This is a genomic window from Streptomyces sp. NPDC007164, assembly GCF_040634135.1.
GTDB lineage: Bacteria > Actinomycetota > Actinomycetes > Streptomycetales > Streptomycetaceae > Streptomyces > Streptomyces sanglieri.
The window spans coordinates 795,033-810,253 of the sequence record NZ_JBEYFB010000001.1 but is presented as its reverse complement, the minus strand read 5'-3'; the positions used below and the strand labels follow the sequence as shown (position 1 = coordinate 810,253).

The window sequence follows — 15,221 nt, the reverse complement described above, 5'->3', positions numbered from 1 at the left end:
GCCAGGCACGATATGCGGTGCCCGGAGCGGTCGGTCAGCTGAACTGGGCGACGCCCGAGGCGAAGGACGTGTCGCAGACGGGGCGCGAGAAGCGGTGGGCGTGGGTGGGGCCGTACTTCTCGACGGCGGCGCGGCCCAGTGCTTTGGCGATCGACATGCAGTGCCGGGCGAGCGAGGGGCGGCCCTCGACGGAGCGCTGGAGGTCGGTGAGCGCGACCGTCGGGTCCTTCTCACGGAGCTCCAGGAGCAGCCGGTCGCGGAGGGCGTCCTGCGGGGTGCGCGTCTTGGCGCGCTTGGAGATGTCGTGGGCCGACGCGGTCAGGACCTGCGGCTCGGAGCCGTGCGCTGCCCACGGCACGCTGGTGACGGCGAGGGTCCCGGAGAGGACCATCACGACGGGCAGGACGAAGGCGAGGGATCGGCCGATGCGGCGCGCAGTGTGGGTCACGCAGCGAGCGTAGCGGGCAGTGATGATATGGCGACAATTCGTCACCCTTGAGGGGGATGGTTCGAGGGTGCTTTTCGAATTCGGTGTTGACGAACGGAGCCGAAATGACCGGTGTGCCGGGGAATCAGGCGCCGTACGGGGCCAAACCTCCCGGACGTCCTGCGGCGCGCGAACGGCCCCGCACGAAGTACGTGCGGGGCCGCCGTGGTGCGGGTGTGCGGGGCGTCAGTCGGTGAGACGGGCACCCGTCGAGGTCGAGAAGACGTGCAGCTCGTCCGGGCGCGGCACGACGTGCAGCTTGGTGCCCTTCTCCGGGACGGCGCGGCCGCCGACGCGGACGACCAGGTCCTTGTCCTCGCCGCCGACCCGCGCGGAGCCGTAGACGAAGCCGTCGGCGCCGAGCTCCTCGACGACGTTGACCGAGACGGCGAGGCCGGCCGGGGCGTCGGCGCTGTCCTTCGAGAGGGACTTCGCGGCGGCGCCGCCGTGCTCGACGATGTCGAAGTGCTCGGGGCGGATGCCGACCGTGACGGTGGTGTCGCCCTTGTCCGCGGCGGCGGAGAGCGCCTCGCGGGAGACCGGGACGACGCTGTTGCCGAACTTCACGCCGCCGTCGGTGATCGGGACCTCGATCAGGTTCATGGCGGGGGAGCCGATGAAGCCGGCCACGAAGAGGTTCGCCGGCTTGTCGTACATGTTGCGCGGCGAGTCGACCTGCTGGAGCAGACCGTCCTTGAGGACCGCGACCCGGTCGCCCATGGTCAGGGCCTCGACCTGGTCGTGCGTGACGTACACGGTCGTGATGCCCAGACGGCGCTGGAGCGAGGCGATCTGCGTACGGGTGGAGACACGGAGCTTGGCGTCGAGGTTCGACAGCGGCTCGTCCATGAGGAAGACCTGCGGCTCACGGACGATGGCGCGGCCCATCGCGACACGCTGGCGCTGACCACCGGAGAGCGCCTTCGGCTTGCGGTCCAGGTACTCGGTGAGGTCCAGCATCTTGGCGGCCTCTTCGACCTTCGCCCGGATCTCGGTCTTGTTGACACCGGCGATCTTGAGCGCGAAGCCCATGTTGTCCGCGACGGTCATGTGCGGGTACAGCGCGTAGTTCTGGAACACCATGGCGATGTCCCGGTCCTTCGGGGGCAGGTGCGTGACGTCGCGGTCACCGATGCGGATCGCGCCGCCGTTGACGTCCTCAAGACCCGCGAGCATGCGCAGGGAGGTCGACTTGCCACAACCGGAAGGACCGACGAGGACGAGGAACTCACCGTCCGCGATGTCGATCTCAAGCTGGTCCACGGCCGGCTTCGTGGAGCCGGGGTAGACGCGGGACGCCTTGTCGAACGTGACACTGGCCATGCTGAATCTTCTCCTTCACCGGCAGGAACGTGCCGGACGATCCGAGTGCGGGAGTGGTCTGGTCCACTTGAGTGAACCTTCAGCGACGCTACCTGGCCATTTCGAATCTGTCAGTAGTTCGACGCCCGCGAAATTCCGGGACAGTGCGGGTGCGGTGTTGGTTACACTGCTCCGGCACGCCTCCTTAGCTCAGTTGGCCAGAGCAACGCACTTGTAATGCGTAGGTCGTCGGTTCGAATCCGACAGGGGGCTCCGTGAAGGCCCAGGACAGAGCACATCTGACCTGGGCCTTTTTGCGTCCCGCGGCCGAAATTCATGGTGTGAGCCGGATCACGGTTGAGGTTGACCTCGGGTCAGGGTGGACGCTCGGCTCATCGGCAGGCCGCTACGGGCGCCGATCCGGGTACGGCGGATTCAAGGGAGCGACCACCATGTCCACGTCCACCAACTTTTCCGGCCAGGACAAGAGCACGCTCGATGCCGCTGCCGCTGCCGGGCAGGAGCGGCCGGGGCTTCAGAAGGCCCTGGAGGAGATCGTCGATTCGGGTATCACCGGGATCACGCTGCGCGTGCACGACGAGCGGGGTGAGTGGGTCGGCAGTGCGGGGGTGAGCGAGCTGGGCGGGGCCGCGAAGCCGCCGGTGGACGGGCATGTCCGGATCGGCAGCAGTACCAAGACCTTCATCGCGGCCCTGGTGCTGCGACTGGTGGCCGAGGGCTGGATCGAGTTGGACGCCCCGGTGGCCGGCTACCTGCCCGGGTTCGGGGTGGACGGGCGGATCACGGTGCGGATGCTGCTCCAGCACACCAGCGGGATCTTCAACTTCACCGGCGAGTACTACGAGGACGGGACGGTGGTGGCAGGGATCCCGGCCACCACCGCGGGCAAGGAGTGGGTGGACAACCGCTTCAAGACCTACCGGCCGGTGGAGCTGGTGCGGCTGGCGCTGTCCAGGCCGGCGCGGTTCGAGCCGGGGGCGGACTGGAGCTACTCCAACACCAACTACGTGCTGGCCAGGCTGCTGATCGAGCAGGTCACCGGCCGCTCGGCCGGCGAGGAGATGCGGCGGCTGGTCCTGGGACCGCTCGGGCTGTCGGGCACCGCGGTGCCCACCACCGGGACGGAGATCGCGGAGCCGCACGCCCACGCCTACTACCGGTACGAGGACGCCGGTGAGGAGCGGACGGTCGACGTCACCAGCCTGAATCCGTCCTGGATCTCCAGCGGTGGCGACATGGTCTCGACCTCCCGGGACCTGCACACGTTCATCTCCGCACTGGTGGGCGGCAGACTCCTGCCGGCCGAGCTGCTGGCCGAGATGTGCGCGCCGCGCCCGACGCCCATTCCGGGCATGGGCTATGGCCTGGGGGTGTTCGTGCAGGACACGGGGCGTGGTGGCACCGTCGTCACCCACAACGGCGGCGCCGCCGGTCATGCGGCGCTGATGTACAGCACGCCCGACGGCAGCAGGACCCTGACCGGCACGCTGAACTACGTGGACGATGCCGCGCTGTCGCAGGCCGCCGCATTCCAGCGGGCGACGCAGCTGCTCATGGATGAGGTGTTCTGCGACGGTCCGGCCGGTCCGGCCCGGTCGGCGGGCTGAACGCCGGTGCCCCGTACGGCTGGAGACGCGTTTCCTCTCGGACTCGCATCGGGCGGTGCGCGGATCCGCGCCGCGCCGGGCCCGAGCGCGAGGCAGGCTTGGCGGATGAGTAATGGAGTCACGATCGGGCAGGCGGCGGCCTTCGTCGGCGTCACGGTGAAGACGGTGCGGCACTACCACAAGCTCGGCCTGGTCGGGGAGCCGGAGCGCGACAGCTCCGGCTATCGACGGTACGGATCGGCCGACTTGTTGCGACTGGTGCAGGCCCGCACGCTGGCCGCCGCCGGGGTCCCGCTGGCCGGGATCGGGCCGCTGCTCGATGCCGACGCCGCGCAGTTCGCCGCCGCGCTCGTCGATGTCGAACGGCAACTGGACGAACGAATCGAGGAGTTGGCTGCTCGGCGTGAAACGCTGCACCGGCTCGGCGACGGCAACCGGGCGCTGCTGCCCGACCGTGCCGTGGCACTGCTGGAGCGGATGCCCGGTCTCGGCTTCACCGCGGACGAGGTGGCGGCCGCCCGGGAGGGGCTGGTGCTCGCCAGGGCCCTGGTTCCCGAGGGCTTCGACGATCACCTCGCCCATGTCGAACTCGCCCTGCAGGACCCCCGGTTCGTCGCCCTGAGCAGGCGCGCCGCCGAATCCGCGGCCTGGGAGCCCGACGACCCACGCATCGCCGAACTCGCCACCGCCACGGCCGACCACTACCTCGCCAGCCCCGCGCAGCTCAAGATCGTGACCGGGCTGCAAGCCCGTACCGAGTCCGCGACCCGGTACGAGATGATCGCCCACCACGGCGAGGAAGAGGCGCCGGCCGCGGCCCGGCTGGCCACGCTCGTCGAGGCCAGGCTGCGCGCCGCCGGTGTCCGTATCCCCGGACCGCGCCCTCGCTGACCACGATCGGCCCGCGACCAGTTGCTGCACCTCGGGTGTTGTGTCTCGGTTGTTGTGCCCGGGTGTTGTGTCTCAGTTGCTTTGTTCGGGTTGTTCGGGTTGTTCGCGGAACTGTCCGAAGCGTTCGGTGACGATCGGGAGCCGGTCGGCGGCCAGGGCGTGGGCGGCGGCCCGGGGGGTGCTGTTCTCGGCCTCGGCGCGGGCCAGCATCCGGTCGACCAGGGCGCGCATCGACCGGCGGGTGTGCGTGAACGCCTCGTCGGCGTCGGCTCCGATGTCGCCGAACAGGGTCCACCACCACCAGGCATTCGTACCGGAGTTGACGACGACGTCCGGCAGTACGGTGATGCCGCGGGCGGCCAGCAGGGCCTCCGCCTCCGGCACCACCGGCATGTTGGCGGCCTCGACGATCCAACGGGCGGTGATGCCCGCCTGGTTGGTGGCGTCCACGGCGTACGAGACGGCGGCCGGCACCAGTACCTCGGCGTCGGCGGTCAGCCAGGCGTCGGCCGGCAGCTCGCGGTCCTCGGCGCGCAGTGTGGCGCGGTCCACGGTGCCGTGGCCGTCGCGGGCGGCGAGCAGCGCCTCGACGTCCAGGCCGGCGGGGTTGGCGATGGTGCCCTTGATGTCGGCGACGGCGACGACGCGCAGCCCGGCACGGGCCAGGAAGCGGGCGGTGGCGCCGCCCATGGTGCCGAGGCCCTGCACCGCGACGCGGGTGCCCCGGTGGGCGACGCCGGCCCGGTCCAGGGCGGTGAGTACCGATTCGGCGACGCCGCAGCCGCCGACCAGCTCGCCCAGGCCGATGCCGTCCACGTCGATGGTGAACGCGTCGGCGAGGCGCCGCCGGGCGGCCTCCTCGTCGTCCAGGAGCGGGTAGACCGCCTGGATGGAGGAGACCAGGCCCGCCTCGGCGGCCGCCCGGTCGACCAGGTCCTGGGTGAGGCCGAGGTCCTCGCCGGTGGTCCAGAACTGCTCGATATAGGGGCGTAGGGCGCGCAGGTAGCGGACGAGGACGCCGTACGCGGCGGGGTCGCGCGGGTCGCAGTCGATGCCGCCCTTGGCGCCGCCCAGCGGGATGTAGCGGCCCTGCGGGTCGTAGTGCAGTGCCTCCTTCATCGTCATGCCGCGGGCCAGGCCGGTGACCTCCTCCAGCGTGCAGCCGGAGCGCATCCGCAGTCCGCCGCTGGAGACGCCGCGCACCAGGCGGTCGATGACCAGGTGCCCCTGGTGCCCGGTTTCCTGGTCGGTCCAGGTCAGGGAGATCAGGGGAGGGGTGGGGGCGGAAGCGGTCATCGGGGGAGCTCCTCGGGGGCGGGGGCGGGGGCAGGTGTGAGGGGGAAGGGAGTGAGGGGGACGCTGATGAGGGTGGGGCCGGGGGTGTTCAGGGCGTGGCGCAGCGCGTCGGCGAGCGCCTCGGGCGAGTCGGCCCGTACGCCGTGGCCGCCGTAGGCGCGGGCCAGGGCGGGGAGGTCGACCGGCGGCAGGTCGACCGCGGTGGGGCGGTCGCCGCGGGACACCATCTCGTCGCGGATCTCGCCGTAGCCGCCGTTGTCGAAGACCACGACGGGCAGGGGGAGTTGCAGTTGCACGGCGGTGGCCAGCTCCTGTACGGAGAACTGGAGGCCGCCGTCGCCGCTCAGGGCGACGACGGGACGGGTGGGGTCCGCGGTCTTCGCGCCGATGGCGGCGGGCAGCGCGTAGCCGAGCGTGCCGAAGCCCGTCGGGTGCAGATAGCGGCCTTCCGGGGCGACGGGCAGGTGCGGGATCGCGCCGTAGTAGCAGCATTGGGCACTGTCGGAGGTGAGCACCGTGTCCGCCGGGAGCGCCGCCCTGATGGCCGCCAGGTACGGCAGCAGGTGCGTGTCCTCGCTGCGGGTCTCGGCGTTCCGCTCCTCGCGCAGTGCGGCGACGTCCCGGTGGACGGTGTCGGCCCGTTGGGCGGTGTCGGCCCGGTGGATCGTGCGCGCCTGGTGGGCGGTGTCGGTGTCGGTATCGATGGCGGGTGCCGGGGCGCCCGGCAGGGCGTCGAGGAGGGCGCGCACGGTGTGGCGGGCGTCGCCGAGCAGGGGGATGTCCGCGGGCAGTCCCGCGTACATCTGTGCCGGATCGATGTCGGCCCGGACGAGCGTGCCGGTGAGCGCGGGCAGCGGCTCCCACAGGTCGGACTCGGCGAGTTCCGTGCCGACAGCGAGCAGCACGTCGCACTCCGCCAGCCGGCGCCGGACGGCCCGGCTGTGCAGCGAGACGCCGAGCGACAGCGGGTGGGTCTCCGCGACGATCCCCTTGCCGTTGGCGGAGGTCACCACGGGGGCGCCCAGCTCCTCGGCCAGCCGGAGGCACTCGGCGGCGGCGCCGCGCGCACCGCCGCCGAGCACGATCGCGGGCCGGGCGGCCGAGCGCAGCGCCTCGGCGGCCGCCGAGAGGGCGTCCGGGTCCGCCGTCGCGGGGGAGGCGGGTGGGGCGGTGCGTACCGGCCCGGCCGGTTCCGTGGCGGTGAGCAGGTCCAGCGGGACCTCGATGTGCACGGGGCGGGGGCGCCGCGTGCGGAAGAGGGTGAAGGCGCGGGCGACCGCCACGCCGATCTCCTCGACCGAGGACACCCGGTGGCTGATGGCCGCGATGCCCCGCAGTGCCTCGGTCTGGCTGCGCATCTCGTGCAGCAGGCCGGTCGACTGCCTGGGGTGGCGCAGCGGCATGCCCGGTGAGACGACGAGCAGCGGGACGCTGTCGGAGTACGCCTGGCCGACGGCGGCCGCGATGTTCAGCAGGGCCGGTCCGGTGGTGGTGATCGCCACGCCGGGCCGGTCGCTGACCCGGGCGTAGGCGTCGGCGGCGTAGCCCGCGCCCTGCTCGTGGCGGGGGTTGAGGTGGTCGATCCGGTGGGCGGCCAGGTGCCGGTAGATCTCCAGGTTGTGGGTGCCGGGAATGCCGAACGCCCTGGTCACGCCGTGTGCGGCGAGCGCCCGGACCAGGGCTTCCCCGCCGGTGATCAGGGTGGGGGCGGCGGGGGGATCCGACATGGTGGCTCCAGGCACTGCACAGGCTCCTTACTGAATGAGTAGTCAGTATTTGGAGTGGGGGTCACCCATGTCAATGCGCGTGGGTACTGAACCTTTGTTCAGTTGTCGGAGGTGGTTGTCGGGCGTGGTTGTCGGGGGCGGCTGCCGGGGCGGTCGGTGTGTGTGGGGGGCGTACGGGGAGAGAACGACACGCACTCGCACGAGGGCGGTCGCAGGGCGGGCGGATTCGCTTGACGTGTGATCCGGCCACGATCGACGCGCTCGGAATTCGGTTGTGGCGGGGCGGGTGTTCCGGGACGGTGGGCCGGACGTCAGCGGGGCCGCCGGGCCGGTGAAGGGGTTCTCGTGGCTGCGGGAAAGATGCATGCCGACGAAGCAGAGCTCGATGTCCCTCTCGTACGGAGGCTGATCGGCGCGCAGTTTCCGCAGTGGGCGGAGCTTCCGCTCGAAGCGGTCGCCTTCTCCGGGACGGACAACGCCATGTTCCGGCTCGGCGCGGACATGGCCGTACGGCTGCCCCGCGTCCCGGGAGCGGCGGCGCAGGTCGCCAAGGAGCAGCGCTGGCTGCCGAGGCTCGCGCCGCTGCTGCCGCTGCCCGTTCCCGAGCCGCTCGGTGAGGGCACTCCGGGCGCCAGCTATGCCTGGAACTGGTCGGTGTATTCCTGGCTCGCGGGCGAGAACGTGGAGCGCGTCGCCGATCCGCGCCGCGTCGCCGATCCGCGCCGCGCCGCCGTCGACCTGGCCGGGTTCGTCACCGCCCTGCACACGATCGACACCGGCGGTGGACCGTCCCCGGGCAGGCACAACTTCTTCCGGGGCGTGCCGCTGGCCGCCCGCGACGCCGCCACCCGTGAGGCGATCGCCGCGCTGGCGGGGGCGATCGACACCGACGTGGTGACCTCGGTGTGGGAAGCGGCGCTGCGGGCGCCGGCGCACGGCGGGGCGGACGTCTGGATCCACGGCGATCTGTCCTCGGGGAACCTGCTGTTCCGGCCGGACGGCCTGAGCGCGGTCATCGACTTCGGGGGACTGGCCGTCGGTGAACCCGCCTGCGACCTGCTCGTCGCGTGGGAGATCTTCTCCGCCGCGCACCGCGAGGACTTCCGCGACGCGATGCCGGCCGACGCCGCGGCCTGGGAGCGGGGCCACGGCTGGGCACTGTCCGTCGCGTTGATCCAGCTGCCCTACTACCGGCACACGAATCCCCGGCTCGCCGCCCGCTCGCGCCATGTGATCGGGGAGGTACTGGCGGACCACCGGTCCGGTACGTGAACCTCCCGGCCGTTCGCTACTCCGCCCTCGGGGGGCCACGACTGGCCGACGGCCGTAACTCGGATGCGTACGCCGGTGGGAGGGCGGACGGCGGCCGCGGGGCGCGTTGCGTCCGGCGGCCGGAAGGAATCCTTACGTTCCCCGCATGAGGCTGAGAGACTTCCGTGCCCCGGGAAGAAGACGTGGGCAGAACAGGCTGGGACGCTGGACCGCGGGCGGGCTCGGTGTGCTCGGGCTGCTGGCGGCAGGGCTGGGGCTGCCGGGGCAGACGGCCGCCGCGCAGCCCGTTGGCGTTCCGCTGGTGGACGAGACGTTCACCGGGGCCGACGCGATCGCGGGGTTCGAGGCGTTCGGGCCCGCCTGCCTGACCGGTGCGCCGGAGGCTCCGGCGCCCGGGCCCGGCACCCATCCGCTCACCGGCTGCCCGGCCGGCGCGACCGGCCCCGTACCGCCGAACGACGCGGCACCGCACGGCTACCTGAGGCTGACCGACGCCTCCAACGACCAGTCCGCCGCGGTGCTCTACAACCACGCGCTCCCGGCCAACCAGGGCCTGGTCACCACCTTCGACCAGTGGCAGTACGGCGGTACGACCAACCCTCCGGCCGACGGCATCTCGTTCTTCCTCATCGACGGCGCCGCGTCGCTGACCTCGCCCGGGGCCTTCGGCGGCAGCCTGGGCTACGCGCAGAAGCTCCCCGACGACGACCCGGCCGCGACCTTCCTGCCGGGTGTCAACCGCGGCTACCTCGGGGTCGGTCTGGACGTCCTCGGCAACTACTTCGGTGACTGGGAGCACCGCGGCAACGGCTGCGCCAACCGCTCCCCGGCCGGTACGTCCTTCCGGATCCCGGCGCCCGGCGCGAACATGGTGACATTGCGCGGGCCGGGCGACGGCACCGAGGGCTACTGCTTCCTCTCCGCGACGACCAGCAACTTCTCGACCACCGGGCCCTGGCCCTCCACGCTGCCGGGGCAGTTGCAGGGGCCGACCACCTCGGTGCCGCCGACCGCCACCCCGCAGGAGGCCGAAGCGCTGCTGGAGCCGTCGCGCCGCACGGTGACCGTCGAGGTCTCCCCGTCGCCGAACCCGGTGGTCACGGTCTCGATCGACTTCCACGACGGCAACGGAACCCAGCAGGTGCTTTCGACCCCGGCGCCCCAGCCGGTGCCCAGCACCTACAAGTTCGGCTTCGCCGCGTCGACCGGGCTGTTCACCGACGTCCACCTGATCCGGAACCTCAGCGTCCACCCGGCCGCCGCGCTGCCCCGGCTCAACCTGGTCAAGCAGGTCTCCCAGGAACCGCCGCTGCCGACCCCGCTGACGCCGGGCACCGAGGTGCCGTACGAGTACGTGGTGACCAACAGCGGCAACACCCCGCTGACCGACGTGAACGTGACCGACGACCGGGTCACCGGCATCACCTGTCCGAAGACCACGCTCGCCGTGGGCGAGACGATGACCTGCACCGGCACGTACACCGTCACCGCCGCGGACGCCACGGCCGGTTCGGTCACCAACACGGCGACCGCGCACGGGCGGTCCGGGGACACCCCGGTCACCTCGCCCCCGGACGACGTCACCCTCCCGGTCCAGTCCGGGCCCGGAGTCCGGCTGGAGAAGTCGGCCGACGACACCCGGGTGTACGAGGTCGGCGACGAGGTGACGTACACGTACGCCGTCACCAACACCGGCCCCCAGGAGCTGACGGGGCTGTCGGTCACCGATGACCGGGTGACCGGTGTGACCTGTGAGGCGACCACTCTCGCCCCGGCCGGGCAGTCCGGCGACAGCACCACCTGCACCGGCAGCTACACGGTCACGGACGCCGACGCCGATCAGGGATCGGTCACCAACACCGCGACCGCGCAAGGGCAGTCCGGCGGCACCGCGGTGAAGTCGGAGCCCGACGACGAGACCGTGCTGGTCGCCTCCGAACTGGGGCTGCACCTGGAGAAGTCGGCCGACGACACCCGGGTGTACCGGGCCGGCGACGAGGTGACGTACACCTACACCGTCACCAACACCGGCAACGCGACGCTGACCGGCGTCGGGGTCACCGACAGTCTCGTGCCGGACGTGACCTGCCGGTCGACGACGCTGGCCCCGGGGGCCGTCACCACCTGCACCGGCAGTTACACCGTCACCGAGGCGGACGCCGCGCGCGGGACGGTCGTCAACGTGGCCGCCGCGCACGGGCGGTCCGGCTCCACGCAGGTGGAGTCGGAGCCGGACAGCGTCCGGCTGCGGACCGAGGCCGAGACCGAGCCGGGGCTGCGGCTGACGAAGACGGTGGACGACTCGCGCACGTACGAGGTGGGTGACGAGGTGACGTACACGTACACCGTCACCAACACCGGTTCGCAGGAGCTGACGGGGGTGTCGGTCGCCGATGACCGGGTGACCGGTGTGACCTGTGAGGCGACCACTCTCGCCCCGGCCGGGCAGTCCGGTGACAGCACCACCTGTACCGGCACCTACCGGGTCACGGCCGCCGACGCGAAACGCGGCGAGGTCGTCAACCGGGCGGTGGCCACCGCCGAGAACGGAACCGTCCGGTCGAACCAGGACCAGGCCCGCATCTCCGTCGAGAAGAAGTCCTGTGAGGGCAAGCACTGCAAGCCGAAGCCGCCCTCCAAGCCGAAGCCGTGCCACGACAAGCATGACAAGCACGATAAGCATGACAAGCACGACAAGAAGTGCGAGCCGAAGCCCAAGCCGTGTCACGGTAAGAGCATCTGCCACATGAAGTGACACCGCTTCCGCTGAGCCGACCGAACGAACGAACAAGGGCACCCGTCACCACCCGGTGGCGGGTGCCCGTCCGTTCCTCCGGTCAGTGGCGGCCGGCCAGCCGGTCCGCGGCCTTCGCGACGGGGTCCGTGCCGGGGCGCGGCGAGGTGAGTTCGCGGCGGTCGGCGGCGCGGTAGGCGGCGTACATGCCGTGGACGCCGAGCCAGCGGAAGGGTTCCGGCTCCCAGCGGCGGACCTTGTGGCCGACCCAGGGGAGGGCGGTCAGATCGGTGGGCCCCGACTGGCCGGAGTCCTGCTGGATCAGGTCGCGCAGGGTGCGGGCGGCGAGGTTGGTGGTGGCGACGCCGGAGCCGACGTAGCCGCCCGCCCAGCCGAGCCCGGTGGAGCGGTCGAGGGTGACGGTGGCGCACCAGTCGCGGGGGACGCCGAGGACCCCGGACCAGGCGTGGTCGATGCGGGCGCCCGCGGTGGTGGGGAAGAGGCGGACGAGGATGTCGCGGAGGGCCTCGATGGTGGCGGGCCGGGTGCGGCCGTCATTGTCCGTGCCCGAGCCGAAGCGGTACGGGACGCCGCGGCCGCCGAGCGCGATGCGGCCGTCGGCGGTGCGCTGGGCGTACATGTAGGCGTGCGCCATGTCGCCGAGGGTCTCGCGGCCGTCCCAGCCGATGGTCTCCCAGACCGACGCGGGGAGCGGTTCGGTGGCGATCATCGAGGAGTTCATGGGGAGCCAGGTGCGCCGCTGGCCCTTGAGGTTCGCGGTGAAGCCCTCGGTGCAGCGCAGGATGTAGGGGGCGCGGACGGTGCCGTACGGGGTGTGCGCGTGCTTGGGCTTGATCTCGGTGACGGGGGTCGACTCGTGGATGGTGACGCCGAGCGCCTCGACGGCCGCGGCGAGCCCCTTGACGAGTTTGACCGGGTGCAGCCGGGCGCCGTGCGGCGTCCAGGTGGAGCCGACGGCTCCGGTGACGTTGACGCGTTCGCAGGTCTCGCGGGCGCCGCGCAGGACGCGGTCGGTCTCGCCGAAGGCGATCTCCACGGAGTGGAAGTCCTTGAGCCTGGCCAGCTGCGCGGGCGTGTAGGCGACTTCGAGGACGCCGCCCTGATGGATGTCGGCGTCGATGCCCTCCTCGGCGGCCACCCGGACGACCTCGTCGACCGTCTCGTTCATCGCCTGCTGGAGACGGACGGCCGCCTCGTGGCCGTGGAGTTTCGCGTAACGGTCGCGGCCCGCGATGCCGTTGTAGAGCCAGCCGCCGTTGCGCCCGGAGGCGCCGTAACCGCAGAACTTGGCTTCCAGCACCGTGATGTTGAGGAAGGGGACGGCCTTCTTGAGGTAGTAGGCGGTCCACAGGCCGGTGTATCCGCCGCCGACGATGCAGATGTCGGCGGTGGTGTCGCCGGGCAGAGGCTCCCGGGCGAGCGGGGTTCCTTGGTCCGCGTACCAGAACGATATGCCGCCGTTGACGGTGCTGACGGTGCTCATGTTGCCCCTGCTTTGTCCGGTGTGAAGCCCTGTGGTGTGTGGCCTGGCTCTGGGGGTGCTGTCCCTGGCTCAGGGGTGTCCCCGGCTTTCACTGCGTTGTCCTGGGGCGGGACGTTACTGCGCCTTCGGTGCTCCCGTCCTGTGCCGGGACCCGGCCGGCGTCAGCGGGTAACAGGCGAGGCCGATGAGGACGGCGGTGAAGTGGCCGAGGTCGGTGAAGGAGCGGCCGGTGAGGAGGGGGATGCCGTAGAAGACGAGTACGGCGAAGAGGTACACGTGCCGCCAGGGCCGCGGGATGCGGTACGTGAGCACGGCGACGACCCCCGCGAGCGCGTAACTGACACCGACATCGAGGGTGTTCGCCGCCGACCAGGGCACGTGCCCGTGCCGGATCGCCCAGGCCAGTACGCCTTCGCTGAGGAGGGAGGCGAGGACGTGCGCCAGTACGACGACGGCGAGCCAGCGCAGGGTGCCGAGCCAGCGCTCGGCGGGGGCGTGGAAGACGGTGTACAGCACGGCGTAGGGGATCCAGCGGCCGCCGTCGATCCAGAGCGCGCTGGTGATCAGGACGCGCAGCGGGTCCTGGGTGAGTTCGTGGATGTTGGTCGAGCGCTGGCGCAGGAAGTCCTCTTCGAAGTCCGGTGACATCTGGTGGACGATGACCGTGGTGACGAAGAGCGCGGTCAGCCAGATGTACGTGCCGGGCGCGCTGCGGATCCATGATCCGGCGCTGCGGAGCCACGAGCCGGCGGCGGTGCGTTGCCGGGTGGGTGGTGCGGGGCTGCTCGGAGTCATATCCGATTGACGCACGGCCCGGTGATCGTCGGCGTGATCGACATTCCGGACGGGGTGGTGGCGGGGCGTTGGCGGGATGGTGGCGGGGCGTTGGAGGAGCCGGACGGTTCGTCGAGCGGATCGGCGGGCTGTCCGGCGTCGACCCGTCCGTGACATCGGGGCGGGGGCGTTGTCAGTGGCATGGGTCACGATGGAGGGCATGGCACGCAGCAACAGCAGGAAGACGGACACCATCGCGGCGGCCCGGCGGCCGGAAGTGCGGCTCCCACCGCTCGTTCCGTACGACGGGGGAGGGCTGGAGCCGGACGGCGACTATGACGGTGTGCGGTTCGACGGGGCGGATCTCGCGGACGAGTCGGGTTCCGGGGCCCGGTTCATGGACTGCGCGCTGGACGGCTGCGCACTGGACCGTACGGAGCTGGTCAGGGCCCGTTTCATCGATTCGGTGCTGACCGGCGTACGGGGTGTGGGCACCGATCTCGCGGGGGCGTCGCTGCGCGATGTGGAGGTGGTGGACGCGCGGCTGGGCGGGGTGCAGCTGCACGGTGCGGTGCTGGAGCGGGTGCTGGTGCGCGGCGGGAAGATCGACTACCTGAATCTGCGGAAGGCGCGGCTGAAGGACGTGGTGTTCGAGGGCTGTGTGCTGTCCGAGCCGGATTTCGGGGACGCGCAGCTGGTGCGGGTGGAGTTCCGCGACTGTGTGCTGAAGCGGGCCGACTTCAGCTCCGTACGGATGGAGTCGGTGGACCTGCGTACGGTCGCGGAGCTGGACATCGCGCGTGGGGTGGAGCGGCTGGCCGGCGCGGTGATCAGCCCGGCCCAGCTGATGGAGCTGGCGCCGGCGTTCGCGGCGCAGATCGGGGTGCGGGTGGAGGCGTAGCCCGCCGGGCCGGCTGCCCGGACGGGGTTCAGATACGGGGGAAGCGGGCCTGGAGGTCCCAGATCACGGGGTTGTCGGCGAGGCCCTCGTGCATGTCGGCGAGGTCGGCGATCAGGTCGTGCAGGAAGTCGCGGGCCTCGCGGCGCAGCAGCGAGTGGCTGAAGGTGAGCGGGGGTTCCTCGCCGGGCATCCAGTCGGCCTCGACGTCGACCCAGCCGAAGCGGCGCTCGAAGAGCATCCGGTCGGACGACTCGGTGAAGTCCAGCTCGGCGAACTGCCGCCGGTGCGAGCGGTTGCCGCGCGGGTCCTGGTCGATCTGCTCGACGATGTCGCACAGCGCCCACGCGAAGTCGAGCACCGGCACCCATCCCCAGGCGGTGGACACCTCGCGGTCCTCCTTGGTGTCCGCGAGATAGACGTCCCCGGAGAACAGATCGTGCCGCAGGGCGTGGACGTCCGCGCGGCGGTAGTCGGTCTGCGGAGGATCGGGGAAGCGTCGGGAGAGGGAGTAGCCGATGTCGAGCACGCTTCGATGGTGTCATGCCCCGGGGCGCGCCCGCGCCGGGAGGCTTGGGGCCCTATGGCGGCAGTCTCGCCGGGAGGCTGCGGGCCCTGTGGCGGCAGTCTCGCGGGGAGGCTGCGGGCCCTGTGGCGGCAGTCTCGCGGGGAGGCTGCGGGCCCTGTGGCGGCAGTCTCGCCGGGAGG

Annotated in this window: 12 protein-coding genes and 1 tRNA gene; 6 read left to right on the top strand and 7 right to left on the bottom strand. The window is 71.5% G+C overall.

The features are described 5' to 3' along the window. Window positions 1-34: 34 nt before the first annotated feature. Both ABZ622_RS03705 and ugpC read right to left on the bottom strand, forming a co-directional pair. Window positions 35-448 (bottom strand): hypothetical protein, encoded by a 414-nt coding sequence (locus ABZ622_RS03705; protein ID WP_124717235.1) that lies wholly within the window; start codon window positions 446-448, stop codon window positions 35-37. A gap of 225 nt (window positions 449-673) precedes the next feature. Next, window positions 674-1,810, bottom strand: a complete 1,137-nt coding sequence (gene ugpC, locus ABZ622_RS03700) for a sn-glycerol-3-phosphate ABC transporter ATP-binding protein UgpC (protein WP_093540284.1) — start codon at window positions 1,808-1,810, stop codon at window positions 674-676. 178 nt (window positions 1,811-1,988) lie between these two features. Between ugpC and ABZ622_RS03695 the strand changes: the two genes are divergently transcribed. From ABZ622_RS03695 to ABZ622_RS03685, 3 genes are all read left to right on the top strand, one after another. Further along, a tRNA-Thr gene (locus ABZ622_RS03695) sits at window positions 1,989-2,062 on the top strand. Between the two features lie 179 nt (window positions 2,063-2,241). Next, window positions 2,242-3,417 carry a serine hydrolase domain-containing protein gene (locus ABZ622_RS03690; protein ID WP_360539945.1) on the top strand — a complete coding sequence of 392 codons (1,176 nt, stop codon included), beginning with the start codon at window positions 2,242-2,244 and terminating at the stop codon, window positions 3,415-3,417. A gap of 105 nt (window positions 3,418-3,522) precedes the next feature. Further along, window positions 3,523-4,308 (top strand): MerR family transcriptional regulator, encoded by a 786-nt coding sequence (locus ABZ622_RS03685; protein WP_360539943.1) that lies wholly within the window; start codon window positions 3,523-3,525, stop codon window positions 4,306-4,308. Between the two features lie 72 nt (window positions 4,309-4,380). On the opposite strand, the gene ABZ622_RS03680 is transcribed toward ABZ622_RS03685, so the two are convergent. Together ABZ622_RS03680 and ABZ622_RS03675 are read right to left on the bottom strand one after the other, a co-directional pair. After that, the gene (locus ABZ622_RS03680) at window positions 4,381-5,604 is read right to left on the bottom strand and encodes a Glu/Leu/Phe/Val dehydrogenase dimerization domain-containing protein (protein WP_360539941.1); all 1,224 of its coding nucleotides are present in this window, start codon (window positions 5,602-5,604) and stop codon (window positions 4,381-4,383) included. After that, window positions 5,601-7,331 carry a 5-guanidino-2-oxopentanoate decarboxylase gene (locus ABZ622_RS03675; protein WP_360539939.1) on the bottom strand — a complete coding sequence of 577 codons (1,731 nt, stop codon included), beginning with the start codon at window positions 7,329-7,331 and terminating at the stop codon, window positions 5,601-5,603. The genes ABZ622_RS03680 and ABZ622_RS03675 overlap by 4 nt, the downstream gene beginning before the upstream one ends. Window positions 7,332-7,676: 345 nt before the next feature. On the opposite strand from ABZ622_RS03675, the gene ABZ622_RS03670 reads away from it, so the two are divergent. Both ABZ622_RS03670 and ABZ622_RS03665 read left to right on the top strand, forming a co-directional pair. Then, window positions 7,677-8,603, top strand: a complete 927-nt coding sequence (locus ABZ622_RS03670; RefSeq protein ID WP_360539937.1) for an aminoglycoside phosphotransferase family protein — start codon at window positions 7,677-7,679, stop codon at window positions 8,601-8,603. 145 nt (window positions 8,604-8,748) lie between these two features. Further along, on the top strand, window positions 8,749-11,358 hold the full coding sequence (locus tag ABZ622_RS03665; protein WP_360539935.1) for a hypothetical protein: 2,610 nt from the start codon (window positions 8,749-8,751) through the stop codon (window positions 11,356-11,358). An 82-nt stretch (window positions 11,359-11,440) separates the two neighbouring features. Here ABZ622_RS03665 and ABZ622_RS03660 read toward each other — a convergent pair whose 3' ends face one another. Together ABZ622_RS03660 and ABZ622_RS03655 are read right to left on the bottom strand one after the other, a co-directional pair. Continuing rightward, window positions 11,441-12,841, bottom strand: a complete 1,401-nt coding sequence (locus ABZ622_RS03660) for an FAD-dependent oxidoreductase (protein WP_360539933.1) — start codon at window positions 12,839-12,841, stop codon at window positions 11,441-11,443. 114 nt (window positions 12,842-12,955) lie between these two features. Further along, window positions 12,956-13,636: a rhomboid-like protein gene (locus ABZ622_RS03655; protein WP_360539931.1), complete on the bottom strand. Its 681-nt coding sequence runs from the start codon at window positions 13,634-13,636 to the stop codon at window positions 12,956-12,958. Between the two features lie 190 nt (window positions 13,637-13,826). Between ABZ622_RS03655 and ABZ622_RS03650 the strand changes: the two genes are divergently transcribed. Then, window positions 13,827-14,516: a pentapeptide repeat-containing protein gene (locus ABZ622_RS03650; RefSeq protein ID WP_360540273.1), complete on the top strand. Its 690-nt coding sequence runs from the start codon at window positions 13,827-13,829 to the stop codon at window positions 14,514-14,516. 28 nt (window positions 14,517-14,544) lie between these two features. Here ABZ622_RS03650 and ABZ622_RS03645 read toward each other — a convergent pair whose 3' ends face one another. Continuing rightward, the gene (locus ABZ622_RS03645; protein ID WP_093540291.1) at window positions 14,545-15,042 is read right to left on the bottom strand and encodes a hypothetical protein; all 498 of its coding nucleotides are present in this window, start codon (window positions 15,040-15,042) and stop codon (window positions 14,545-14,547) included. Window positions 15,043-15,221: the final 179 nt, after the last annotated feature.